The following is a 25,177-nucleotide window of genomic DNA, read 5'->3' on the forward strand; positions in this document are numbered from 1 at the left end:
ATCACCCTAAAATTTAAACGTTAATTTCTATCTAATATCAATAGAAATTAACGTTTATCCTTTAGTCTGCGACATTTATGCCCCGGACTCTTATTCATATCATAACCACATATCCTTATTAATTGAATACTTTAACCTTAACGTAGCAGATTTTTATTTCTTGAATTTTTCATTTAATGCTTTTTCTACATGTTCAGGAACAAAGTCAGATACATTAGCTTTATATGCTGCAACTTCCTTTACCACGCTTGAACTGATAAATGAGTAGTTTGTACTTGTCATCATGTACATTGTCTCGACATTATGATTCAATTTTTTATTCATTGATGTTAAACGAAGTTCGTATTCAAAGTCACTAACAGCTCTCAATCCTCTAATAATTGTTTGTGCACCAATTTCATCACAAAAATCTACAAGTAAGCCATCAAAATGATGTACTGTTACATTATCTAAATGTTTTACTGACGCCTCAATCAATGCGATTCGTTCTTCTACTGAAAAAGTGCCTGCCTTACTACTGTTTTTAAGCACACAAATATGTAACTCGTCAAAACGATCTGCACTTCTATCAATAATATCGATATGACCGTATGTGATTGGATCAAAACTTCCTGGAATAACCGCTTTCGTTCTAGACATTTTTATCTCCCTTTTCTAATAACAAAGTGTCTGTTAACCCATAATGATATCGTTTAATCTCTTGGAATGGCTCCGTCTTTATTTTTTCATGATGATTAAACTCACAAACGATAATACCATTTTCTTTTAATAAATCAAACTTTGAAATTTGTTCGAGTGCATCGTCGATTAAGCCCTTTTCATAAGGAGGATCCAAAAAGATTACATCAAATTGAATTTCACGCTTAGATAATGCCTTCAAAGCGCGTTCGGCATTGTTTTTGTATACTTCAGCTTGGTCCATGATTTGTAGATTTTCTAAATTACGTTTAATTACTTTTACTGCTTTAAAGTTTTGATCTACAAAAATCATTTTTTCCATGCCTCGAGATATTGCTTCAATCCCCAATGCACCACTCCCAGCAAATAAATCTAATCCAATACCTGACACATCATGCAAACTATTAAAGATACCTTCCTTCACTTTATCCATTGTTGGTCTCGTATTACGCCCCTCAATACTTTCTAGCGGCTTACTTTTATGAATCCCAGCTATCACTCTCATTTTGACACTTCCATTCTCAAATTATATTCTTTATAATTCATAAGCAAGGAGGAAAATAGCTTATGAAACAATCTTTTATTAAATTAGGTGAAGGTTTAACTGATTTATTCGAATTTAATACACTTATTGAGTATAATCATCAACGTATAGACCATATTGTCTATTTTCATACACCAAATTCAAAACAGCAATTTTCATCTGTTGCTATTATTATGGAACCAACGAGTGGTCAACATTTTCAAGCCATGTATATTATGCTTAATGCACTTAATTATCCTTACCCAAAATCAAATAAAAAATTTGAACTGATTAATCAACAAGCCGAAAAATTTGGCATTGGAATAAAAGGGGTAGATGTAAAACCACCTGAAACATTCCACGATATCGAACTATATTATAGTTATTTAATTAGTGTACTTAGATTACAACGTTGGATACCGCCGTTGCAATAGAACTTCTAACAATTTGATAAAGCTACGTTAAAATCAACGATGTGGCTTTGATGACATTACCATTACATATTATGAAAATTCATGTTGTTCTTTTTCATAAACTTTTTTCAAATATTTATAAGGTGATCCTTCAATTTCTTTTACATATTTTAATTTCATTAGTTTACTCACAATTTGATCAGCTTCATTTTCATTAATATACATCACAACATAGCGTTGCTTTTTATTCGAACTAACAATATGACCAAATTTTCTAATTTGTCTTTCATGCTTCATATGTTTTAAATATATAATTAAACTTGTTCTAGGCACTATATTCATTTTATTCTCACTCCAATTATTAGCCCTTTTATGATATCATTTCCTATTATTTTTATAAATAACAATTATTTTGCATATGAGTAATCTTTTGCTATATTACTAAGTATCTTTATGTACTGAGGAGGATTTGTACATGTCAAAATTCAACAAACTTTTTAAACGTTCATTTTTAGGGTTAGTTGGCGTAATTGGTAGTATGTTTTTTATATTAAAATACAAAGCAAAACCTGAAAATCAATCAACACATGATTTCCACGCACAAACATCACCATATATTTTTGCAAATCGTGGAGGTTCTGCTGTAAAACCAGAAAATACGAAACTTGCTTTTGACAATGCAGTAACACATAATATTGACGGATTTGCAGTAGGTGTCAATTTAACAAAAGATAATGAAGTTATTATCTATAATAATTCAGATTTAGATGCAACTACGAATGGATCAGGTAAAGTTATAGCGCACACTTTATCTGAAATAAAAAGACTAGATGCAGGCTATTATTTTGAAGATATAAATGGCCAAACACCATATCGTAAACATAAAGATGCTACGATTTTAACACTAGATGAATTATTATCGTATTACCCTAATGTAAAATTGTGCATTAGTTTGATAAGCCAACAAACACAACAGCAAAACGAAATCCTATGCCAAAAAGTAAATGACTTAATAGAAAAACACCAATCTCATTTTCGTATATTAATTCAAAGCGAAAATGCTGATTTAGTACATTATATTAAAAAAATTAACGAAAAAAGTGCATATGCAGCAAGTACTAATGAAATGCTTAAAGGCTTTATCAATTATTACTTAGGTATTGGCGATTTATTCACTACCCAAGCCAACACATTTTTACTGCCTATTGAATATAAAGGAATTAAATTTACAGCACCACGCTTTATACACTGGCTTAACACAAGAAATATTGTACCAGGATATTATGGTGTGAATAATTTAGATTTAATGAATGACCTAGTATATCATGGGGCACATACATTAATAACTGACCGTCCAGATCTTGCTGAGCGATTCAAACTCACTTATCATTAAAACATATTTATAAAATCCGAAACAAAAAAGGTTGAACACAAATTCAAAAACAAGCCAGTAAATACGTTTTTATACGTATTTACTGGCTTGTTAATTAATACTTCTCCGTATTGTTAAATCGCTTTTCTACGATACTGTCTTAGCCTTAATTTCGACTCGCAATGCTATCTCAAGCGTATCTAAAATACTTTGTAATTCATTGTAATTTTATACTACAATAATATATTATGAATTCTTTTTATTTTTTCTATATTAATAAACATTTCGCCACGTTTGGCAACGATCTAAAACCCGAGAAAAGAGTATGATTGAGGGACTACAGGCTTAAACCTTACCCAGAAACATGCAACATTCAAAATCAAAATATTTAAATATAAAAGCGAGCTAATCTTTTACAGATTAGCTCGCTTATTTTAAAAATGAATATTTATGTCGTTGTCTCTTTATAACGATATTCTACATGTCTAGACGCCAAATAATTACTTATAAATTATAATGAACAATTACATGAACCACCTGTTGAACAGCCACCTGCATCTTTTTGGAAGAAAGGATTTCCTGTTTCTATTTTCACATTTTCAGATACTGCATAAGCGATTTTTACAATCACTTCATCGATTAAATCTTGTAGTGCAACCTCTTTTTGTTTGTAATCCATAACAACTGGTAACATTTCGTATGCGCGCTTTCGTTTTCTAGTTTCTAACATTACTTTTTGATAATCCGGATGATATTTACCAAATCTCATTATTTCATCATAATTATCTTTAGATTTCAAGAAAGCCTGATATAACAAATGCGCTTCATCATTTTCTGCCAAAGCTTGTTGAGCCATTTCATATGCTTTATATATACGAGAAGTTACTATTTTATCCCCTAATGCTTCAACATCATCAAGTATAGTCAATGTTTCTTCTGTTATCATTCTTCAATATCCTCCTTCTTTTTCTCTCCAACAAAAATTAATGTGTAATATCCTTTCATGACTTCTCCACCCATTTGATTGTATTTAGCATTTAACATTCTAGATCGATGCGTATCTGAGTTTAACCAACTATGAATGAGCGTCGGAACATCATTAAAATCATACCCAACATTTTGACTACTATACGTAAATGGTATTTCTTGTGCATTAAGCTGATCCTTTAAGGCATCTTCAGTAAATTCGACACTATCTGTACCAGTGGCCTCATATAAGTTAAATGAGGCAATATGCGCCAATTTATTATTGATTTTAAGTGGTTTTGTATCTTTTATTTTTCGCATTTCATTCGTAATTTCGTATAAAGTCATCAATTGATTGGAACTCTGTGCATAAGGTACATTACCATGTTTACTTTTAACTTCTTTCTCTTCTTTAGATGAAACCATTTGATATGGTTTAAATTCCGCCAACGCGTCACTATCTAAAAATCGAACCGCTACAATATGATTTGATTGTTGATCTGTGTAAATTTGAGCATAGGTATTTTTAAATTTCACTAATGATTGTGTCTTCATATCTGTGTCAGATAATTCCAATTCATATTTCTTACCATTTGATGAAATCGTTGGTTCTGGATTCACACTAAATTTCTCAAATACATGTGCGGCGTTTTGAGTAATATGTAATGGTTCCACCTTTGCTTTTTTACCAGTGGCATAAACAGATTTAATTATGCCATTTTTTGTAGTCACTAAATAATATGCTTCTTTCTCTTTAAATACATAATTCTTAAAATTATCTTTATATGGATACACCCTATCAGCTTGTCCATACTTTTCGGTTAACTTACTTAATTTCTGTCCAACCCACGTCCCTACACCATCTTTGGGCATCGGATTTTCAGCAGTATTTTCACTTTTTTTAAAATCCTGAGTTTGTGTTGTTTTTGTTGTGTTTTTATTTGGATTCTCTAAAACATCAAACTTTAAACGTGGTGAGTAAAATAGATAAATCAGAAAACAAATTAATACTAACACACCAATAACTTTAATTATCAGTTTCTTCATCGCTCACCCACCTATTAGCTTGTTACGTTTATTGTACATGTAATTTCACATAACAAGCAAGACATGACTCTGTATTTGCAAAATCTTCACATTTAGTTATACACGTTTTAATTTCAGGGTATAAAATTCATAGAGGTGAAATAAAATGACGGATATAAGAATTCATGGAGCAAAGCAAAATAACTTGAAAAATATCTCTGTCGATATTCCAAAACACAAAATAACAGTATTTACAGGCCGTTCTGGTTCAGGTAAATCTTCATTGGTATTCAATACAATTGCAGCTGAATCAGAAAGATTATTAAACGAAACATATTCTACTTATATACAACATCAATTGACACAATACGCTAAGCCAAATGTTGATCTGATCGAAAATTTACCTGTGGCTATGGTGATTAATCAAAAAAGATTAGGTGGACATGCGCGTTCAACAGTAGGTACGATTTCTGATATTTATGCATCAGTAAGACTCCTTTGGTCTAGAATTGGTACACCTTTTGTAGGGTATTCTGATATATTTTCATTTAATAACCCAAAAGGTATGTGCCCGACATGTTCAGGTTTAGGTTATGTAGAAGATATAGATTTAAACGAATTAATTGATTTTGATAAATCATTAAATGAAGATGCAATACGATTCCCTTCATTTAGACCAGATAGTTGGAGAGGAAAGCGCTATTTGTATTCAGGCTTATTTAATAATGATAAAAAATTAAAAGATTATACCGAATCAGAACTTAATACATTCTTATATACTGAACCAACAAAATTAAAAAATCCTCCAGCAAATTGGCCCAAAACTGCAAAGTTCGAAGGATTAATTCACCGTTTCAGACGTTCATTTTTACTAAACGAGAATTTTGAAAAGAACAAATTCAAATCTGATATCGCTCGTGTAGTTTCTTCAAAAACATGCCCTACATGTAATGGGAAACGCTTAAATAAATCAGTATTACAATGTAAAATTAATGATTTAGATATATCAGATTTCACAGCATTATCCATAGATGACGCTATAGAGTTCATTTCAAAGTTAACATCAGATAAAGCTAAAACAATTATTGAACCTTTATTAAAGCAATTAGAATCTTTAAGTCATATTGGTTTGAATTACCTTACATTATCTAGGGAAACTAAAACATTGTCAGGTGGAGAGTCACAACGTATTAAATTGATTCGTCATTTAAACAGTCCTTTAACAGATTTAATTTATATTATTGATGAACCAAGCGTTGGATTACATCCTGAAGATATTAGGCGTATAAATGAGATCATACAATCTCTAAAAGATAAAGGAAACACAGTTTTAGTAGTAGAACATGATCCAGATGTTATTTGTATAGCTGATCACATTGTCGATTTGGGTCCTCTCGCTGGTAAGAATGGTGGTAGCATTACATTCGAAGGTAATTATGAGTCATTGCTTAAGTCAACTACATCTACAGGTGTTGCTTTACGTAAAAAACATAACTTAAAACCCGATCCCAGAAAATATGATGAATTTATTAATTTAAGTGATATATCACAAAATAACTTAAAAAACATCTCTGTCAAAATACCTAAATGTGCCATGACAGTTGTAACAGGTGTTGCCGGCTCAGGTAAAAGTACATTGATAACTTCCGGGTTAAAAAATAATGATAATAGTATTTTCATAGATCAAAAGCCTGCACACGCATCTAGCCGTTCCAACTTATTGACCTACTTAAATATTTTTGATGAGGTCAGAAAATATTTTAGTGATAAGACTGGATTAAAGCGGTCACTATTTAGTCATAATTCAGAAGGTGCTTGTCCTGAATGTCATGGAAAAGGAGTAATTAAAACCGAATTAGCTTTTATGCCAGATTTCACCCAAGTATGCGATGTTTGTAACGGGAAACGTTATAAACAAGAAGTATTAAATGCAACTATCGACGGTTATTCTATTGCAGATATCCTTAACTTAACGATAGATGAAGCTATTGCATATTTTTCAAAAAAACCTGAAATTGAAATGCCTTTACATGCTTTGAAATCAACTGGCCTCAATTATATGACTCTCGGTCAAACACTTGATACTTTGTCAGGTGGCGAAATTCAACGTGTTAAATTAAGCAAGTTCTTAACTCAAAAAGTACATGATCATATATTTATCTTTGATGAACCTACAACAGGGTTACATGAAGATGATATACCAATTTTATTAGATTGTTTTAATAACTTAATTGAAGATAATAATACACTAATCATTATTGAACATAACTTAACAATGATGACACATGCAGATTGGCTAATTGATATAGGACCTTATGCTGGAGATAAAGGTGGACAATGTCTTTATCAAGGCTATCCGGCAGGTATACTATCCGTAAAATCTTCCTTAACAAGTAGACATTTAAACCGTTATATTAAACAATAAATTAAAAGAGGCGTGCATTTAATATGCACACCTCTTTTGTCTTTATATTGCCCAATATAAGACTAACTTTCTTTTTAAAAATATTATTACAAACCTAAAGTTGCTTTTATCAGTGATGTTGTTTCTCCACCTGGATACAATACATAAAGTAATGTATATACTGCAACACCTGTGATGGCAGTAAAGAACCAAATAATCGATGCTATAGGACCGATCCGGCGATGAATTTTCAACTTATCTCTAAATGCAGTAATGATTTGAATTGCACCTAAGATACCACCGATTGTAGCTAAGTTGATATGGAAAATTAAAAAGATAGTATAGTAAAGTTTAACCGAATCCGGACCACCGAATGCAGTATTACCAATAAAAATGGTTCTTGAAGCATAAATGATAAAGAATGCGAGTGCAAAGAATGCAGCAAATAGCATTACTTTTTTATGACTTTCAATATCTTTTTTCCAAATTTTGCGCCAACCTATTGCAACAAGGATTGCACTAATAACAATAAAGCTCGTACTAATTGTAGGTAAAATTGGTAAACTCATAAATTTCATCCTTATTATTAATTATTAGAACATTTGTATTAATGAGACGACAACAGCAAGTACAAAAAATACTACTAAATAGTTTAATGAATAAATAAACATTTTTGTTGCCCATTTTGTCTGATCTGTATCTTTCTTGAAACTTGTTAATCCCATATACAACCATCCTAAATTCAACAATGAAGCTAACACAATAAATGTAGTACCTAAATCACTTAATAAAAATGGTAATGGTAATAACAATACAAGCCAAATAAACATGCTCACTCTAGTTCGTTTAAAACCTTTAACTGATGGTAACATTGGAATATTTGCTAATGAATATTCATCTTTACGCTTGATTGCTAATGCATAGAAATGAATTGGTTGCCAACAAAAAACAACTAAAAATAATGCAACTGCAACTACACTGATATTCCCCTCGATGGCAGTCCAACCAATTAATGGTGGTACTGCACCTGGAAAGCTACCGATAACTGTATTCCATACCGTATGACGTTTTGACCATATTGAATAAAATGAAACATATCCCACTATACCTAATAAGCCAATAACACCTGACGGTATGTTTAAGGCAAATAGTAACGCTTCCCCTATCAACATCATTCCAAAGCTAAGTATTAATAAATTTCTATCTGAAATTCGATCATTGACCGTAGGCCTTTGTTGCTTACTTGGCATGATTTTATCAATATCTTGATCATAATAATTGTTTACAGCACAAGCACCGCCCATAATAAGCGTTGAGCCAACAATCATCATTAAGATTTGTGGTATTGACGAGAGAAAGGAATGATTTGCCAACACAATTGCAAGCCAAGATCCGGCAAATGCAGGAACTAAATTCCCTTGCACAAGCCCCATTTTGATAATCTGCTGTAACTCTTTGAAGGTTACACGGCTTGTATTATGCGACAAAGTTTGTTCTTTGTTCATAATTCCCCTCCTATTTTTTTCATATAATACAATGATATATTAAATTAATGTGTTTTACTAGATTTATAATAATTTATTTGTGACACTTTAAAGACATTATGAAATCGTCATTTTTATGACACAACTATTTCACTTTTTCTTGTTATAATTAGTTTTGAGATTTATTTAACGTTAAACAAGTATGTCTTTTGGGAATAAAATTTATGAACTATTCAATTCGAATTTGTTATAGCTAAACTACTAGATTTATAATCCCAATAGTTTTATTAATAAGTGGGGTGTTAATTATTGTTTAACAAAAAAAACCTGAAATGGTTATCTATACTTGCTACAATAATTATGACATGGGTACAACTAGGTGGTGCACTGGTCACCAAAACTGGATCTGAAGATGGTTGTGGATCAGATTGGCCTCTATGTCATGGTGCTTTGTTACCACAGAACCTACCAATTCAAACAATCATTGAATTAAGTCATCGTGCCGTTTCAGGATTATCATTGATTGTTGTGTTATGGTTGGTCATCGTTGCTTGGAAGCATATCAGTTATATCAAAGAAGTCAAACCGCTTTGTATTATAAGTGTCGGTTTCTTACTTCTTCAAGCACTGATAGGTGCAGCAGCTGTAATTTGGCAACAAAATGCTTATGTTTTAGCATTACATTTTGGTATTTCACTCGTTTCGTTCTCATCCGTTTTTGTATTAACATTGATTATTTTTGAAATCGACCGTAAATATGAAGCAGATGAATTATTTATCAGAAAACCATTACGAATTTATACTTGGTTAATGATGCTCATCGTATACTTAACGATTTATACTGGTGCATTGGTAAGACATAAAAAAGCTAGTTTAGCTTATGGTCAATGGCCATTACCTTTTAATGATTTAATGCCACATACTGTACAGGATTGGGTGAATTTCACTCACAGAGGTATGGCATTTATCGCTTTTATTTGGATTATGCTAACATTTATTCATGCAGTCAATAATTATAGACACAATAGAACGATTAGATATGGTTACACTGCTGCATTTATACTTGTATTATTACAGGTAACTACAGGTGCACTTTCAATCATTACTCATGTTAATTTATTTATTGCACTTTTACATGCTTTATTTATTACATTATTATTCGGCTTAATTGCATACTTTATAATATTAATGCTACGTACTATTCGAAGTGGCGGCTAAAATATAGCGTATACATCCATTAATAGTAATTGGACAAAATCTATTTTTTATAAATTTTTTCTTACTACTATTTGAAAATAATAAAAAACAGGCTAAGACAACTCTTAAATTCTTAGCCTGTTTTTATTTATACAAGTCATTTTTACTAAATACATTAAATTTATTGGTCTGATATCATTCATAAAAAAGACGCCTTAATCATAGAATTAATATAATTTCTATGATTAATAAGCGTCTTTTTCTCATTTATAATATTTGCATATCACATTTAATCTACTGGTTCTTTTTCTATTTCAATTAGTAAATCCCCAGTCTCGATAGCTTCACCGCTTTGTACAGTAACTTTTTTAATAACGCCATCGAACGGCGCTTGTATAGTCGTTTCCATCTTCATTGCTTCAGTAATTAATAATGCTTGACCACTTGTTACATTTTCACCTTCAGAAATTTTCACTTCAGTAACAGATCCAGGCATTTGCGCTCCTATATGGTTAGGGTTTAATTTATCCGCTTTAGGTTTAACGTTGGCATTTGCTTTCACATTTTCATCTTGAATAAATATACGACGTGCCTGACCATTCATATCATAGAATATTGTACGCATTCCCTTTTCATCAGGTTCAGTAATCGTCTTCAATGTAATAATTAGTCGTTTACCAGTATCAATCTCAATTTCAACTGTTTCATTTGAACGCATTCCGAAGAAAAATGTAGGTGTATCAAGTAATGAGACATTTCCAAACTGTTGTTGTGTAGTAATAAACTGTTCATATACTTTTGGATACAATACATAGCTTATAATATCTTGTTCAGTAACCGCACCTTGTTGTTTTTCTTCTAGTTCTTTTCTTACTGCTTCAAAATCAACCGGCTCTAAATATTCTCCGGGACGTTCAGTTAATGCCGTCTGCCCTTTTAAAATTACTTGTTGTAAATCTTTATTAAAACCATTTACAGGTTGACCAATATCACCCTTGAAGAATGACACAACAGATTCTGGAAAATCTAACTTATAACCATCGTCGATTACAGCTTGCTCATCTAAATCATTTTGCACCATATATAAAGCCATGTCCCCAACAATTTTAGATGATGGCGTTACTTTTACTAAATCACCAAATAAGAAATTCACTCTACGATACATGTCTTTCACTTCGTTAAATCGATTACCAAGTCCTAAACTTTTTGCTTGTTGTCTAAGGTTGGAATATTGACCACCTGGCATTTCATGTTTATAAATTTCTGTGTTCGGTGATTTAATATCACTTTCAAAATCACTATAATACTGACGTACAGTTCCCCAATAATGTGAGAGTTCTTCCATTCCTTCAATATCCGCACGTAAGTTTCTTTCAAATCCATTCAATGCGTAATATAATGCGTTGCCGCTAGGTTGACTTGTCAAACCACTCATTGAAGCTACTGCTGTATCAATAACATCCACTCCGGCATCAATGGCCTCTTTATAAATCATCAAACCATTACCACTCGTATCATGGGTATGAAGATGTATTGGTAAATCGACTGCTGCTTTTAATTCACCAATTAATTCATGAGCTGCTTTAGGCTTTAATAAACCTGCCATATCTTTAATCGCTAAAATATGGAACCCTTCACGTTCTAATGTCTTAGCCATTTCGACATAATACTCTAAAGTATATATGTCTGAACGTTTAGGATTTAAAATATCACCTGTGTAACAAATTGTACCTTCTGAAATTTTTCCTGCTTCTTGTACAGCTTCATTAGCTACCTTCATTTGATCTACCCAGTTTAGTGAATCAAATATTCTAAATACATCTACACCCGCGTTGGCACTTTCAGCTACGAATTTTTTAATTACATTATCTGGATAGTTTTTATAACCTACTGCATTTGAGGCACGTAATAGCATTTGAAATAGAACATTCGGAATTGCTTTCCTTAATCTTTCTAAACGTTCCCATGGATTTTCTTTCAAGAAATTAAACGCTACATCAAATGTCGCACCACCCCATAGTTCTAGCGAGAAATTGTCCTGCATCACTTCTGCTGTCTTAGAAGCAATATTCATCATATCTTTAGTTCTAACACGTGTTGCTAATAATGACTGATGCGCATCTCTAAATGTGGTATCCGTAATTAATACATCTTCTTGTTGTTTTAACCACTCTGCAACTGCTTTTGGTCCCTTTTCATCCAACAGTTGCTTTGTTCCTTTTAACTGCTCAATTTCTCGCTTAGCAACTTTAGGAATGGGTGATGTTTCATAAATCGGTTTTGGTCGTTTTTCAACATTCGGAAAACCATTAATTGAGACATTACCAATGTATTCAAGCGTCTTCGTACCTCTATCTAAAGTAGGCTGAATATCAAACAATTCTGGTGTGCTTTCAATATATTTTGTTGTATAGTCACCTGTTTTAAATTGCGGATGTCTCATAACATTAATTAAGAATGGAATATTTGTCTTAACTCCACGAATTCTCATTTCTTGTAAAGATCTATCCATTTTTTCATCTGCTTGTTTAAATGACATAGCATGTGTAGATAATTTCACAAGTAACGAATCATAATACGGAGAAATTTCAGCACCTTGGAAACCGTCTCCAGCGTCTAACCTCACACCGAAACCACCACTTGAACGATATGCACTAATCCTACCAGTATCAGGCATGAAATCATTTGTTGGATCTTCAGTAGTGATACGACATTGAATCGCATAACCTAATGTGACAATATCTTCTTGTTTAGGCATATTAATTTCTTCATCAAATAATGATTCACCGTCAGCAACAAGAATCTGTGTCTTAACAATATCTACACCCGTAATCATTTCAGTTATAGTATGTTCTACTTGAACACGTGGATTTACTTCAATAAAGTAAAAATCCTCACCTGAAACTAAAAATTCTACAGTCCCTGCATTTACATATTCGATTTTCTCCATAAGTTGAATTGCCGTGTCACAGATGCGCTCCCTTAAGTCATCTGACAAGGCTACTGAAGGTGCTACTTCTACAACTTTTTGATGACGTCTTTGAACAGAACAATCACGTTCATATAAGTGGACAATATTACCATGCTCATCACCAATAACTTGTACTTCTATATGCTTTGGATTATCAATGTATTTTTCAATATATACTTCGCTATTACCAAATGATTTTTCTGCTTCAGATTTCGCGCGATAAAAGCCATCTTCTAACTCTTGGCTCGTACGTACAATACGCATTCCTTTACCGCCACCACCACTTGTAGCTTTGATCATTAATGGGAACCCCGCAGTTTCAGCAAAATCAACTGCATCTTCAAAACTATCGATTGGTCCATCAGTTCCTGGAATTACGCTTAAATCAGCTTTAATAGCCGTTTCTCTTGCTTTAATTTTGTCACCAAACATATCCAAATGGGTTACACGCGGTCCTATAAATTTAATGCCTTCTTCATCACATCTACGTGCAAAAGTTTCATTTTCACTTAAAAAACCATACCCCGGATGAATCGCATCAACTTCTGCTCGTTTTGCGACTTCAATGATTCTCTCTATATTTAAATATGAATCCGCAGGCCCTAAGTCCTCTCCTACTAAATACGATTCATCAGCTTTATATCTATGTAAAGACCCCTTATCTTCATTAGAATAAATAGCTACAGTTTTAACATCTAACTCTGTTGCTGCCCTAAATATTCTTATTGCAATTTCCCCACGATTGGCCACCATTAGTTTGTTTATTTTTTTCAAAACTTGGTCCCCCTTAAAAGTTTGAATTTTCTAAAAAATTTGATATTGAATACATTATAGCAAAATACGAACAATGTAAACAGTAAAAAAACATCTGATGTTTTGCAATTATTGCAAATTGAAATACATTTCAAATCAAATAGTGATTGAAGCATCGCTATAACCTTTAGCTACTAAACATTGATTTAATAGTATTTCTAGGCTATTGTATCACAAATTATACATAATAAAAAGTTATATATTACAATAAGTTTTAGTTATCATTTTCAATCAAAGTTCTAACTTTTTCAAAATTTCAAAACTGCAATAAAAAAATAAGCAAACGTTTTCAACGACTGTGCGTTGAAATGTTTGCTTATTAATATGAACTATAACTTTAATTAAATTTTCTATGTCCTTGGATATTTGATTGCTTTTTAATTGCTTGCTTTCTACGATATTCTTCAATTTTAATTTGTTTAGCAGTTATTAGTAATAATCCCATTGCAATACTTAAACTAATCATTGAAGAACCACCGAAACTGATGAATGGTAAAGGTACTCCGGTCAATGGAATTGTTCCTGAAATACCACCTAAGTTTACAAAAGTTTGACTTCCAATATAACTTGCAATTCCTACACAAACTAATTTATAAAAATATGATGGTGTTTTGTTTGCCAATTGAAATGCACGATAGACAATAAAGAATAATAAACAAATAACAAACAATCCGCCTATTAAACCAAGTTCCTCACATATAATCGAGAAAATAAAATCTGTATGTGGCTCGGGTAGATACCCTAACTTCATAATACTATTTCCTAATCCGCGGCCGAATAGACCTCCGTTTCCTATCGCAATCAATGAGTTTGAAATATGATAACCCGTACCTGATTCCTTACTAAAAGGATTCGCTAACGTACTGAAACGTGCAGTTAAATAATCAGGAACCAAACCTAATAAGAGAAATAGACCACCGATTATAGCTATACCACTAATAACAATCAAGCCATATTTAATTGATTTTTCAACCCCAATACCTGCATAAAAAAGAATTGAAAAGAAAATAACTAAAATAAGTAATGTTTGTCCAACATCTCGTTGTAAAAATACTAAACCGATACAAAATGATGCTAAAATAATCGGCGACATTAATATCTTAGGTTCTTTAAATACTTTCGGCCTTTTCTTTTCTATCATATATGGAATATAAAGTATTATGGCGATCTTTAATAATTCTGAAGCCTGTAAATTCATAAATCCTAAGTTTATCCAACTTTTAGATCCATTAATATTACTACCGATAACAAGTGTTGCACAAAGTAAAATGATAATACCTGCCATCATCCATTGTTGGAATTTTGTTTTTTCCAAAAATTTTACATTCATAAAGAAAGCCATAAAGAAAACGAGTATCAAGCTCATAATCACATACATTAATTGTCTAGTATAAAAGTATGTACCTGAAACGCCTACACCACCCGTTAAAGTACCTTTTGTCGCGGCAACCATACTAGCACTATATACCATAACCAATCCTATAAGACATAGTAATAAATATGTAATTACTAATGGATAATCAATGTATTTGGCATTTTTACCAATATATCGAAAAAATTGCTTTATGTTATTCATTTGACATATCATCCAATTCTAATTTTTAATATCATTTAATTTGTTAATTTAAATATTTGTATTGATTATATATGATTTGTACAGATTTATTCCACAGCCTTACTGTACAATTTATATTTTGATGTAGTAAGAAAGTGCGCTTTTTATATTATATCAAACATTGTCATAATTTCTCGAATAAATATATCATAAATTGTAATTTTTTAATGTATTTCATTTTTAATCTTATTAAAATAAGAAAAGCGACTGTGATACAACCCATTTAAGATTGATGTCCCAGTCACTTTTCAAGTACTTTATGTAGTTTTTAATACTACTAAAGGTCAATTATTTATTTTAATTTTGGATTTACGCCATACCAGTATTGAATATTACAAAATTAAACATTCGTAAATGCATCATGCAATTTAGAAAGTTCTTTTTCTAATCGAAGCATTAATCCTTTGCCCGCTTCACTGTCAACTAAACCAAGTTCAACAGCAAAATCTACTTCTTTTTGTAATCCAAACATCTGAGTATCGAGTACTTCTTCATACAATGGGCATTGTGGTAATGTAAGATTGTCCATTTGTACTTTTATAAGTTGGAGAATCCTATCAGCATCTTTATTCAACTGGTCATATGCCGCATTATTTAAATCTTGACTCTTTACCATGACATACTCCCCCTATCAATTGTAACTTTATAAATAAAAGTGTATCTTACTGAATAGTAAAAAGCAAGAGTATTCAGTAATATACTAAATACGCTTATGTATGATAAAATTATATTTAAAGGTCAAATTACATATACAGTATTTATAAATTTTTCTATGATTTGCTTTTCGCCTTAAAGTAAGCGCTTTTAACCTGTCGAAAATGATCATTTGCCAGATTGGTTTTATAAATCAAATAAATCTTTCTGTCACAAAAAAGTCATTTATTCTATTAAGTCAAAAGTTTAAACTTTTATTCATGATAGCAATTTATTATAACTTTTATAGATATTGTTAAGTTTTTCAATAGGAGTGGGATAATGATTCAAATTAAGGGTGCAGTAAATTTTCAAATTACATTAGATAGTACAACATGGATTTTTGATGATCGAAAAGTACAAATCGAAGATTTAGAAAATGGCGTATTTGATGGAACAAAACCTATCAATTTCGAAGATAATAGAGAATGGAATCGCGCTATTTTAGAAGGACAAACCAATCCTCCTACACTAAATTCCGAAATTAAATATAAAAAACGTGCAGTGCTTGAGGGATCTTTTGTTATTAATATGACGCCTTTCTTCAAAAACGCGGAAGTTCATGAAAGTGCGACAAAGATACGCCTTTCAAACAGTGAACATTCACTTGATATACCAATTGAATTATTGCCTTATCTCTTTTTCCAATTCTCTAAAGACGGAAAAAGATTATATGACGATAATGCAGTAGACAGTTTTGTATATGTCCCAGAACAAGGTTATGATTATCAATTCGAACATGTCACACACATTGAGGTGATTTAAATTTGAAACAAGTGCAATGTATTATTTGTGATACTAAAGTATTTATAGATGAAAATACTTTAGAAGCAAAAAGATTAAAAAATGATCCAATGCATACATTTATGTGTGATGAATGTAAAAGTAGATTAGATACGCCAAAACAGCGTAATCAAGTCTATACATTTAATCACTTAGAAAAAAATTAATTATTTAATACAAAATATACATTATATTATTACTTACATCTGATTATAAGTATTATATAATGTATATTTTTTTGTCTCACATCAATAAAAAATACAGGCTAAGACAATAATTATGTCTCAACCTGTATCTTCATTTGGGCAGTAGTTAACAAAACTTAACTCAAAGTCATATATAATTATTTTATCCCTATTGGACATCAACATCATTATATAAAACTTTCAATTCTTGCCCACTTACTATTTATTCATCTTCTTGCATCATTTGTTTAACACGTTTTGATTCTTTCTCACGTGCTGATTTTTCTAAAATTGTTTTTCTAATACGAATATTTTCTGGTGTAGTTTCGACCAATTCGTCATCATTTATAAATTGTAACGCTTCTTCTAAAGATAACACTCTAGGTCGTTTCATAGTTACAGTTTGGTCTTTATTTGCAGAACGTACGTTTGTTTGGTTCTTTTCTTTTGTTACGTTAACTGTTAAGTCATTTTCACGATTATGTTCACCAACAACCATACCTTCATATACTTCTGTACCAGGTTCCATGAAGTTCGTACCACGATCTTCTAATCCCATGATAGCATATGAACTTGCTTTACCTTGGTCTAATGATACTAAAGCACCATTTCTTCTGCCACCAATACGTCCTTTAACACGAGGTCTAAACTCTTCAAATGTATGGTTAATAATACCATAACCACGTGTTTGTGACATGAATTCAGTAGTATAACCGATTAAGCCACGTGCTGGTACCATAAAGATAATACGTGTTAGGCCATTATCAGTAGTTACCATATCAACCATTTCACCTTTACGTTGACCTAATGATTCAATAACCGCACCTGTATATTCTTGAGGCACTTCACATTGTACGCGTTCAAATGGTTCACATTTAACGCCATCAATTTCTCTTAAAATAACTTGAGGTTTAGAAACTTGTAGTTCAAATCCTTCACGTCTCATGTTTTCAATTAAGATTGATAAGTGTAATTCGCCACGACCTGCAACAATCCATTTATCTGGTGATTCAGTTTGTGTAACTTTTAATGACACATCTGTTTCTAATTGTTGATCTAAACGTTCTTGAATTTGACGAGAAGTTACATAATCACCTTCACGTCCAGCGAAAGGAGAATTGTTTACTCTGAATGTCATTTCTAATGTTGGTTCATCTATTCTTAATACTGGTAAAGCTTCTTGATTATCAGTAGGTGTTACTGTTTCACCAACGTTGATATCTTCCATTCCAGATACAGCAATTAAGTCACCAGCATACGCTTCATTTACTTCTTCACGTTTTAAACCAAAGAAACCAAAGATTTTTGTTACACGGAAGTTTTTAACTGTTCCGTCTAATTTAATCAATGATACACTGTCTCCTACACGCATTGTTCCTCTGAACACACGTCCTACACCAATACGTCCTAAATAATCACTATAATCTAGTAATGCGATTTGGAATTGTAATGGTTCATCTCTATTATCAACAGGAGCAGGAACATAATCAATAATTGTTTCATATAATGCCTGCATGTTTTCGTCTTGTTTTTCTGAGTCTAGGCTTGCTGTACCGTTAACAGCTGAAGCATAAACTACAGGGAAATCTAATTGTTCATCGTTTGCTTCTAATTCGATGAATAAGTCTAATACTTCGTCAACTACGCCTTCTGGTCTAGCTTCTGGTTTATCAATTTTATTAACTACAACTACTGGTTTTAAATTTTGCTCTAATGCTTTTTTCAATACAAAACGTGTTTGAGGCATTGTACCTTCATATGCATCTACTACTAAGACAACACCGTCAACCATTTTCATGATACGTTCTACTTCTCCGCCAAAATCAGCGTGTCCTGGTGTGTCTAAAATATTAATTCGATTATCTTTGTAGTTAACTGCTGTGTTTTTAGCAAGGATTGTGATACCACGTTCTCTCTCTATATCATTTGAATCCATTGCTCTTTCATCTACATGCTCGTTCTCACGGAAAATTCCTGATTGTTTTAATAATTCATCTACAAGTGTCGTTTTACCATGGTCAACGTGAGCGATGATTGCTATATTACGAACATCTTCTCTAATTTTAGTCATTTTATACAATTTCCTTTCTCGAGTAAATTCCCACTTTTCTTTGCAACTTTTTTATTATATCATATAATTGGTTAAAGAAAACTATAAAGGTGTGGTTGGGATGCAACAAAAAAAATCAAAAGCAATATTTTGGGTACTCGCTATAGTCGCCATTATATTCTTGCTTTTATTTAGCTTTAGTCTAGCGGCTACAAATGTTCCACTGATGATTTTAACACTTATATTATTCATTGCAACATTTGGGTGCGGTTTCACTTTAAAAAAGAAATATCGCGAAAACGATTGGTTATAAGATAAGACAAAAATAGGCCGAAACAGTTATAATTGTTTCGGTCTATTTTTACGTTTTCTTATCTATTATTTTCTGCTAATTAGTCTTTGTTGTATTAAATCGACGATATCTTCATTTTGCTTCAAGTGATGATAAACTAATTCTTCATGTAACTGAGGATTTGCCATTACAATTGAGTTAGCCCTAAAAATTGATAAAGCTTGACCTTCCAAATCCGTACCAATACCTTTTACCTCATTCAATATAATCAAACCACCAGCAAAATCCCACGGCTGTAAACGAGGGGTGATATATGCTCCTAACCTACCAGTTGCTACATGAATAATTTCTAATGCTGCAGATCCATAAGCTCTTGCACTTCTCGCCTCATCTACAATAGGTTTGAACAAATCTTCTAACTTTGGCTTAGTTAGCCAATTAGGATTAATACCAATAATACTTTTCTTTAATGTCGTATCGGCTATAGGTTCAAGTGGTGTTTCATTTTCAAAAGCACCTTCACCTATTTTAGCATGATATAAAACATCGTTCATAACATCAAAGACGAAACCAGCATAGGGCTTTCCATCAGAATATATACCGATAGATATTGCAAAATTTTCTTTTTGGTGAACGAAATTCAGCGTACCATCTATTGGATCTACTACCCAAATAATACCTGCCGCATCGTTTAAATCATGACCATGTCCCTCTTCACCAATAACTTGATGATCTGGATATGTTTTTTTTATCGTTTCATATATAAATTTTTCAGTTGCTTTATCTACATTTGTTACTAAATCGTTAGGGTTTGATTTTGTTTCAATTTCTATGTCTTGTTTCATAATTTTTTTAACATTATTGCCCGCTTCTAAAATTAGTCCTTTTGCAAATTCATAAACTGTCATAGTCTCAGCTCCTTAACCTTTTCTATTATACATTACTTACTACATAAAAAGGTAATGTACGTTTTATAATCTATTTTCTTCATTATATGTATTAATTTTAGTTGAATATTACATTCACCTTTTATAATATATCACTTTATACCCTTTTTCGAACTTGTTCACACGCACGTATAATTTTGTATTAGTCTAAAACAATCCAAATGTTACCTGTATTAGAATATGCTACAATACAATCAAATCAAGTTGTTGCACAGGAGGTTAATATGACAAAATATACTTTTAAACCAAAAGATTTTAAATCATTCCAGGTGGATGGTCTTGAAGCCAGAATGGAAGCACTCAATGAATATATAAGACCACAACTAAATAATTTAGGAGAACATTTCGCTCAATATCTAGAAACTATCACAGGCGAAACATTTTACCCACATGTTGCAAAACATGCACGCAGAAGTGTAAATCCCCCGAAAGATACTTGGGTTGCTTTTGCTACAAATAATCGTGGATATAAAATGCTCCCTCATTTCCAAATTGGTTTGTTTGAAGAACAATTATTTGTAATGTACGGTGTGATGCATGAAGCTAAAGATAAAGCACAACGTGTAGTGGTATTCGAAGATAAGTTTGATACGCTAACAAATTTACCAAATGATTATAGTATTAGTTTAGATCACATGAATCAAACCAAGACGCTTATCTCTGAAATGTCTGAAGATGATTTACATAAAGCCATTGATCGTGTTAAAAAAGTGAAGAAAGGTGAATTCTTTGTAGCAAGAACACTTTCACCGGGTGCTGATGAATTAAAATCTGATAAATCATTTATAAATTTTTTAGAAGAAACTTTTGAACAACTTTTAAAATTTTATAGATAATATTTTAAGAGTTGTTAAGCTAATTCATTTTCAAATTGAGATATAAATAAATAGGCTAAGACATAATTTTTTATGTCTTAGCCTGTTTGATTGATAGTTAGTTATTATCTGACTACTTTAAGCTTAATAAATGTATGGATCATCATCTTTTTTGCGCTTGAGTTTATTTTCTTCATCAAAGTTATGCTTTGTTTGTTTATGATCTGAAGTTTTATTTTCAGGTTGTTCACGCTGTTCATTTATCTTAGGAAAATTACTTTCATCTAATTGGTTCTTTTTTGAACGCTTTACAAACAACATAATACCTGCAATCAGCCACAAAATTAATGCAATTAAATTTGTAGAGAATATAGATGTAATTGCCGCAACAATTAATAAACAAGCAGCCAATACTCTATTTTTCTTAATCAAAAATGTACCAATTACTCCTAATATCAAAGCAATTAATAAATAGATAGTCAATAAAGTCAGCGATGACTTAAAGGTTCCGAGCGACATTTCCATACCTTGTTGTTGATTCATTTGATTAAAGACCTCTTTAAATTCAGGTATATTAATCATGAAAAGACAAAGCACTATAAACAACAAATAAATGATACTCAAGCTATTCGCTATCCAAGCTAATATTCTTTCTGCTTTTCTATTCATTTTGCTCCCCCTTATTACTTTTACTTATATCATAGCAAATAATTACGAATATAAAAATAATCCGCCCTCTTTTGATACATTTTTCAACAGCAGGAACTTTATATAAATCACACACCTTAAAAACTTTAGGTTGACCTAAAATATTTTTTGGTTTAATCTGATAAATATTAAGTTTTTAGTGGAGGTGAGATAAATGTCTCAACATGTAAATAATGAACAAAAAAGTATGGATGAAATTAATAACACGGTATCGGTAGTATCAGAAGGTAAATTTAGTCAAAAACTTTTTTCCTATTTAGGTCCTGGACTCCTTGTTGCAGTTGGTTATATGGATCCAGGTAATTGGATTACTTCTATGCAAGGCGGTGCACAATTTGGATACATTTTGCTATTCGTGATTTTACTATCAAGTCTATCTGCGATGTTATTACAAAGTATGACGGTAAGATTAGGAATAGCAACAGGTATGGATTTAGCACAAGCTACAAAATATTATCTCAATAAACCACTCGCAGTTATTTTTTGGATTATTGCTGAATTGGCTATTATAGCTACAGACATAGCTGAAGTCATCGGTAGTGCTATTGCACTCGATTTACTATTTGATATTCCATTGCTTGTTGGTGCTTTAATAACTGTGTTAGATGTATTTTTATTATTATTTATTATGCGCTTTGGATTTAGAAAAATTGAAGCTATTGTCGGTACGTTAATATTTACAGTATTAGTTATTTTTATTTTTGAAGTGTTTATTGCATCACCAAATGTAACTCAAGTACTAAATGGTTTTGTGCCTCATAGTACAATTATCACCAATAATAGCGCATTATTTATTGCACTTGGTATTATTGGCGCAACAATTATGCCACATAATCTTTATCTACATTCTTCAATCGTACAATCAAGAATGTATAATCGAAATGATGCTTCATCAAAAGCCCAAGCTATTAAATATGCTACTTTGGATTCCAATATTCAATTAACTATCGCATTTGTAATTAATTGTTTATTACTTATTTTAGGTTCAGCACTCTTTTTTGGTGTAAACACTGACAAATTAGGTGGCTTTTACGATTTATATACTGCGTTACATCATCAACCAATGCTTGGTGCATCGCTTGGAGCAATTATGAGTACGCTATTTGCAGTAGCTTTACTTGCCTCAGGGCAAAATTCAACAATAACGGGTACAATGGCTGGACAAATTGTTATGGAAGGTTTTATCAATTTAAGAATTCCAAATTGGTTGCGGAGATTAATTACCAGATTACTTGCAATACTTCCTATAATCTTTTGCTTAATTCTATTTAATAGTAATGAAGCAAAAATGGAACAATTGCTAGTTGTTTCGCAAGTATTTTTAAGTATTGCTTTACCGTTTTCTTTAATCCCATTACAACTTGCCACAAATAATAATCGATTAATGGGTCAGTTTAAAAACAAAATGTGGATTAATATCATTTCTTGGATTTTGATTATTATTTTAAGTATTTTAAATGTTTATCTTATAATCCAAACATTTCAAGAATTATAAAAAGCATTTGGATATAAGGTCTATAATAGTAACCAGTAAATGTGTTGTATGCATTTACTGGCTTTTTTATACAAAATTTCGTATTATTAGCTTGCTTTCCAAGAATGCCGTCTCTGCCTAGGACATCGACTTTCATTGCTTGCTCAAGAATCTTCCCAAAATACATCATAAGTCATTGTGAATTTATATATTTAATATAATGTATAGTTTAACATTATGTAAAAATCATAGTATGATGCGAAAAGAGCTTGTTTTATATATTAATACGTATTTTTATCGATTTTATAACGTTATGACGTATGGGAGAAATATTATTTTGAGTGAGAGACTACAAGCTCGAGCCATACACTAGGTTTACATGCATTGTTCAAAATTGTAACATCCCAAATATATAAGAGAGCTAATCTGTCACAGATTAGCTCTCTTATTTTAAGAATGGAAATGAGTATCCCAGTCTTTTTCTATTTATCTTTTTTTTGTGACTTCAATGATTCATTTTGTGAAGATTCTAATGACTCATCTGTTTCCTCATGAGAAGTCTTTTTTTTACGTTCTTCAAAATTCATTCTACGTTGATTAGCAGCACTTGGCATTTGTTTACGCTTTTCTTTTTCTCGTTGCTTACGTTCTTTCTTTTCTTGTTTAATACGTGCTTTTTCTTCTGCTCGTTCTTGTTTCTCTTTTTCTTTACGTTGCGCTTCTTCATACTTTAATCTTTGTTGTTCTTCATATTCAGCCTGTCTACGCTGTGCTTCTTCCTCAGCTTGTTGTTGTCTTTCTCTTTCCAACGCTTCGTTCTGTTCGCGTGTGCTTTGATCCTCTTGAGTTGAATCACCTTGATTACCAACTACATTACCTTGTTCATCATAAACACTGCTTACATTGCCGAAGTTGTCTTGTTCATCCACTTGTCCATTCGCATCATCTTGTTGTTTTTTGTTTTTATAATTATATTTAGCTTGTCTCGATAATACTGTTGGCTCATCTTCAGAATCATGTTTTGAAGGATTTACTTTTTCAGCTACATCTGAAGTGTATCCACCTCGACGAAGTTGATTTTCCTGAGTTTGTGCCACCGCTTGTTCTTCGCCTTCCGGATCCGCTTGGTGTTGCCCTCTAATTGTTTGATCTGCAGGTTGATTATAATGAGAATCATCATATCTTTTCTCATGTGACGGACGGTCATATGTTTCATATGGCTCATCTGTATAATAACCTGGTACAGTTTCTAACTTATCTTTTCTTGCAAACATCATAATTGCTGTTATAAAGAAAAGAATAGGAATAATTAACGGTACAAATAATAAAACTAAAGGCAATGTAATTACTGAGGCTACTAAAAACAAAATACCAGATAAAATTCTAATATTCATAGAAATTAAGGCTAAAAATGAAATTAATAAACAAATAATAAAATAAACAATTACTGCCCAAATACCATTTTGTAGCCAAATTACAAATTGAGTTGTATTTAGACTATTATTCGCGAGTATTTGTTGAATAAAATCATTGCCATTTAAAGATGTCTCTAACCTTTGAATTGATGTATCGCTACTAAACGAAACTAATGCGATAAACATCGTAATGATGGTTAATAAAAGTAAAAATATCCAACTTAACCATCCCAATACTTTTTCAGCTATACGACTCACTGGTCGTCTAACTTGAGTATATTGATCTCCTGACATGTAATCACAACTCCTTATAATGCTTGTCAAATAATTATATCTAATTCATCCCAAAATAA

General features: G+C 31.7%; 23 protein-coding genes. 9 read left to right on the forward strand and 14 right to left on the reverse strand.

What is annotated here, in order from left to right; genetic code table 11:
* Positions 1-153 precede the first annotated feature (153 nt).
* Both coaD and rsmD read right to left on the reverse strand, forming a co-directional pair.
* The gene (gene coaD, locus MHZ36_RS05590; RefSeq protein ID WP_239230160.1) at positions 154-639 is read right to left on the reverse strand and encodes a pantetheine-phosphate adenylyltransferase; all 486 of its coding nucleotides are present in this window, start codon (positions 637-639) and stop codon (positions 154-156) included.
* Positions 632-1,183, reverse strand: coding sequence for a 16S rRNA (guanine(966)-N(2))-methyltransferase RsmD (gene rsmD, locus MHZ36_RS05595; protein ID WP_239230162.1), 552 nt, complete (start codon positions 1,181-1,183; stop codon positions 632-634). The genes coaD and rsmD overlap by 8 nt, the downstream gene beginning before the upstream one ends.
* Before the next feature lie 62 nt (positions 1,184-1,245).
* Between rsmD and MHZ36_RS05600 the strand changes: the two genes are divergently transcribed.
* Positions 1,246-1,635 (forward strand): DUF7147 family protein, encoded by a 390-nt coding sequence (locus tag MHZ36_RS05600; protein WP_239230164.1) that lies wholly within the window; start codon positions 1,246-1,248, stop codon positions 1,633-1,635.
* Between the two features lie 69 nt (positions 1,636-1,704).
* Here MHZ36_RS05600 and MHZ36_RS05605 read toward each other — a convergent pair whose 3' ends face one another.
* Positions 1,705-1,956: a YlbG family protein gene (locus MHZ36_RS05605; RefSeq protein WP_239230166.1), complete on the reverse strand. Its 252-nt coding sequence runs from the start codon at positions 1,954-1,956 to the stop codon at positions 1,705-1,707.
* Between the two features lie 133 nt (positions 1,957-2,089).
* On the opposite strand from MHZ36_RS05605, the gene MHZ36_RS05610 reads away from it, so the two are divergent.
* Complete coding sequence (locus tag MHZ36_RS05610) at positions 2,090-3,007, forward strand: glycerophosphodiester phosphodiesterase family protein (protein ID WP_239230168.1); 918 nt, start codon at positions 2,090-2,092, stop codon at positions 3,005-3,007.
* Between the two features lie 490 nt (positions 3,008-3,497).
* Here MHZ36_RS05610 and MHZ36_RS05615 read toward each other — a convergent pair whose 3' ends face one another.
* Together MHZ36_RS05615 and MHZ36_RS05620 are read right to left on the reverse strand one after the other, a co-directional pair.
* Positions 3,498-3,932 carry a YlbF/YmcA family competence regulator gene (locus MHZ36_RS05615; protein ID WP_239230170.1) on the reverse strand — a complete coding sequence of 145 codons (435 nt, stop codon included), beginning with the start codon at positions 3,930-3,932 and terminating at the stop codon, positions 3,498-3,500.
* Entirely contained in the window at positions 3,929-4,999 is a 1,071-nt protein-coding gene (locus MHZ36_RS05620; protein ID WP_239230171.1) for a CAP domain-containing protein, read from the reverse strand. The genes MHZ36_RS05615 and MHZ36_RS05620 overlap by 4 nt, the downstream gene beginning before the upstream one ends.
* Before the next feature lie 145 nt (positions 5,000-5,144).
* Here MHZ36_RS05620 and MHZ36_RS05625 point away from each other — a divergent pair, with 145 nt between their 5' ends.
* The gene (locus MHZ36_RS05625; protein WP_239230173.1) at positions 5,145-7,403 is read left to right on the forward strand and encodes an ATP-binding cassette domain-containing protein; all 2,259 of its coding nucleotides are present in this window, start codon (positions 5,145-5,147) and stop codon (positions 7,401-7,403) included.
* An 86-nt stretch (positions 7,404-7,489) separates the two neighbouring features.
* Here the strand turns inward: MHZ36_RS05625 and MHZ36_RS05630 are convergent, their stop codons facing one another.
* Together MHZ36_RS05630 and cyoE are read right to left on the reverse strand one after the other, a co-directional pair.
* Positions 7,490-7,951 (reverse strand): DUF420 domain-containing protein, encoded by a 462-nt coding sequence (locus MHZ36_RS05630; RefSeq protein ID WP_239230175.1) that lies wholly within the window; start codon positions 7,949-7,951, stop codon positions 7,490-7,492.
* Positions 7,952-7,975: 24 nt separating this feature from the next.
* Entirely contained in the window at positions 7,976-8,887 is a 912-nt protein-coding gene (gene cyoE, locus MHZ36_RS05635; protein WP_239230177.1) for a heme o synthase, read from the reverse strand.
* A gap of 288 nt (positions 8,888-9,175) precedes the next feature.
* On the opposite strand from cyoE, the gene MHZ36_RS05640 reads away from it, so the two are divergent.
* A complete protein-coding gene (locus MHZ36_RS05640; RefSeq protein ID WP_239230178.1) occupies positions 9,176-10,084 on the forward strand; it encodes a COX15/CtaA family protein in 909 nt (302 codons plus the stop codon).
* 268 nt (positions 10,085-10,352) lie between these two features.
* Here MHZ36_RS05640 and MHZ36_RS05645 read toward each other — a convergent pair whose 3' ends face one another.
* From MHZ36_RS05645 to MHZ36_RS05655, 3 genes are all read right to left on the reverse strand, one after another.
* The gene (locus MHZ36_RS05645; RefSeq protein ID WP_239230180.1) at positions 10,353-13,808 is read right to left on the reverse strand and encodes a pyruvate carboxylase; all 3,456 of its coding nucleotides are present in this window, start codon (positions 13,806-13,808) and stop codon (positions 10,353-10,355) included.
* A 376-nt stretch (positions 13,809-14,184) separates the two neighbouring features.
* Positions 14,185-15,423 carry a cell division peptidoglycan polymerase FtsW gene (gene ftsW / locus MHZ36_RS05650; protein WP_239230182.1) on the reverse strand — a complete coding sequence of 413 codons (1,239 nt, stop codon included), beginning with the start codon at positions 15,421-15,423 and terminating at the stop codon, positions 14,185-14,187.
* A gap of 379 nt (positions 15,424-15,802) precedes the next feature.
* Positions 15,803-16,078: an Fpa/YlaN family protein gene (locus MHZ36_RS05655; RefSeq protein ID WP_042738977.1), complete on the reverse strand. Its 276-nt coding sequence runs from the start codon at positions 16,076-16,078 to the stop codon at positions 15,803-15,805.
* 359 nt (positions 16,079-16,437) lie between these two features.
* Here MHZ36_RS05655 and MHZ36_RS05660 point away from each other — a divergent pair, with 359 nt between their 5' ends.
* Positions 16,438-16,920, forward strand: a complete 483-nt coding sequence (locus tag MHZ36_RS05660; RefSeq protein ID WP_239230184.1) for a hypothetical protein — start codon at positions 16,438-16,440, stop codon at positions 16,918-16,920.
* 2 nt (positions 16,921-16,922) lie between these two features.
* The gene (locus MHZ36_RS05665; RefSeq protein ID WP_239230186.1) at positions 16,923-17,105 is read left to right on the forward strand and encodes a DUF2197 domain-containing protein; all 183 of its coding nucleotides are present in this window, start codon (positions 16,923-16,925) and stop codon (positions 17,103-17,105) included.
* Between the two features lie 241 nt (positions 17,106-17,346).
* Here the strand turns inward: MHZ36_RS05665 and typA are convergent, their stop codons facing one another.
* The gene (gene typA, locus MHZ36_RS05670) at positions 17,347-19,194 is read right to left on the reverse strand and encodes a translational GTPase TypA (RefSeq protein WP_239230188.1); all 1,848 of its coding nucleotides are present in this window, start codon (positions 19,192-19,194) and stop codon (positions 17,347-17,349) included.
* A 100-nt stretch (positions 19,195-19,294) separates the two neighbouring features.
* Here typA and MHZ36_RS05675 point away from each other — a divergent pair, with 100 nt between their 5' ends.
* Entirely contained in the window at positions 19,295-19,486 is a 192-nt protein-coding gene (locus MHZ36_RS05675) for a DUF5325 family protein (RefSeq protein ID WP_239230190.1), read from the forward strand.
* A 65-nt stretch (positions 19,487-19,551) separates the two neighbouring features.
* Here MHZ36_RS05675 and MHZ36_RS05680 read toward each other — a convergent pair whose 3' ends face one another.
* Entirely contained in the window at positions 19,552-20,373 is an 822-nt protein-coding gene (locus tag MHZ36_RS05680; protein WP_239230192.1) for an inositol monophosphatase family protein, read from the reverse strand.
* A 263-nt stretch (positions 20,374-20,636) separates the two neighbouring features.
* On the opposite strand from MHZ36_RS05680, the gene MHZ36_RS05685 reads away from it, so the two are divergent.
* Complete coding sequence (locus tag MHZ36_RS05685; protein ID WP_239230194.1) at positions 20,637-21,248, forward strand: YktB family protein; 612 nt, start codon at positions 20,637-20,639, stop codon at positions 21,246-21,248.
* Between the two features lie 123 nt (positions 21,249-21,371).
* Here the strand turns inward: MHZ36_RS05685 and MHZ36_RS05690 are convergent, their stop codons facing one another.
* The gene (locus MHZ36_RS05690) at positions 21,372-21,896 is read right to left on the reverse strand and encodes a DUF4064 domain-containing protein (RefSeq protein WP_239230196.1); all 525 of its coding nucleotides are present in this window, start codon (positions 21,894-21,896) and stop codon (positions 21,372-21,374) included.
* Between the two features lie 193 nt (positions 21,897-22,089).
* On the opposite strand from MHZ36_RS05690, the gene MHZ36_RS05695 reads away from it, so the two are divergent.
* The gene (locus tag MHZ36_RS05695) at positions 22,090-23,430 is read left to right on the forward strand and encodes an Nramp family divalent metal transporter (protein WP_239230198.1); all 1,341 of its coding nucleotides are present in this window, start codon (positions 22,090-22,092) and stop codon (positions 23,428-23,430) included.
* A gap of 461 nt (positions 23,431-23,891) precedes the next feature.
* Here MHZ36_RS05695 and auxB read toward each other — a convergent pair whose 3' ends face one another.
* Positions 23,892-25,118 carry a lipoteichoic acid stability factor AuxB gene (gene auxB, locus MHZ36_RS05700; protein WP_239230200.1) on the reverse strand — a complete coding sequence of 409 codons (1,227 nt, stop codon included), beginning with the start codon at positions 25,116-25,118 and terminating at the stop codon, positions 23,892-23,894.
* Positions 25,119-25,177 lie beyond the last annotated feature (59 nt).

The organism is Staphylococcus sp. ACRSN, from assembly GCF_022346615.1.
Taxonomy (GTDB): Bacteria; Bacillota; Bacilli; order Staphylococcales; family Staphylococcaceae; genus Staphylococcus.

Bases quoted from the DNA above. Each gene is read 5' to 3' on its own strand.
- MHZ36_RS05695 (WP_239230198.1), top strand. From the start codon at position 22,090: ATGTCTCAACATGTAAATAATGAACAAAAAAGTATGGATGAAATTAAT.
- MHZ36_RS05620 (WP_239230171.1), bottom strand. From the start codon at position 4,999: ATGAAGAAACTGATAATTAAAGTTATTGGTGTGTTAGTATTAATTTGT.
- MHZ36_RS05600 (WP_239230164.1), top strand. From the start codon at position 1,246: ATGAAACAATCTTTTATTAAATTAGGTGAAGGTTTAACTGATTTATTC.
- rsmD (WP_239230162.1), bottom strand. From the start codon at position 1,183: ATGAGAGTGATAGCTGGGATTCATAAAAGTAAGCCGCTAGAAAGTATT.
- auxB (WP_239230200.1), bottom strand. From the start codon at position 25,118: ATGTCAGGAGATCAATATACTCAAGTTAGACGACCAGTGAGTCGTATA.
- MHZ36_RS05680 (WP_239230192.1), bottom strand. From the start codon at position 20,373: ATGACAGTTTATGAATTTGCAAAAGGACTAATTTTAGAAGCGGGCAAT.
- MHZ36_RS05615 (WP_239230170.1), bottom strand. From the start codon at position 3,932: ATGATAACAGAAGAAACATTGACTATACTTGATGATGTTGAAGCATTA.
- MHZ36_RS05655 (WP_042738977.1), bottom strand. From the start codon at position 16,078: ATGGTAAAGAGTCAAGATTTAAATAATGCGGCATATGACCAGTTGAAT.
- MHZ36_RS05625 (WP_239230173.1), top strand. From the start codon at position 5,145: ATGACGGATATAAGAATTCATGGAGCAAAGCAAAATAACTTGAAAAAT.
- typA (WP_239230188.1), bottom strand. From the start codon at position 19,194: ATGACTAAAATTAGAGAAGATGTTCGTAATATAGCAATCATCGCTCAC.
- cyoE (WP_239230177.1), bottom strand. From the start codon at position 8,887: ATGAACAAAGAACAAACTTTGTCGCATAATACAAGCCGTGTAACCTTC.
- MHZ36_RS05610 (WP_239230168.1), top strand. From the start codon at position 2,090: ATGTCAAAATTCAACAAACTTTTTAAACGTTCATTTTTAGGGTTAGTT.
- MHZ36_RS05630 (WP_239230175.1), bottom strand. From the start codon at position 7,951: ATGAGTTTACCAATTTTACCTACAATTAGTACGAGCTTTATTGTTATT.
- MHZ36_RS05675 (WP_239230190.1), top strand. From the start codon at position 19,295: ATGCAACAAAAAAAATCAAAAGCAATATTTTGGGTACTCGCTATAGTC.
- MHZ36_RS05685 (WP_239230194.1), top strand. From the start codon at position 20,637: ATGACAAAATATACTTTTAAACCAAAAGATTTTAAATCATTCCAGGTG.
- ftsW (WP_239230182.1), bottom strand. From the start codon at position 15,423: ATGAATAACATAAAGCAATTTTTTCGATATATTGGTAAAAATGCCAAA.
- MHZ36_RS05690 (WP_239230196.1), bottom strand. From the start codon at position 21,896: ATGAATAGAAAAGCAGAAAGAATATTAGCTTGGATAGCGAATAGCTTG.
- MHZ36_RS05605 (WP_239230166.1), bottom strand. From the start codon at position 1,956: ATGAATATAGTGCCTAGAACAAGTTTAATTATATATTTAAAACATATG.
- coaD (WP_239230160.1), bottom strand. From the start codon at position 639: ATGTCTAGAACGAAAGCGGTTATTCCAGGAAGTTTTGATCCAATCACA.
- MHZ36_RS05660 (WP_239230184.1), top strand. From the start codon at position 16,438: ATGATTCAAATTAAGGGTGCAGTAAATTTTCAAATTACATTAGATAGT.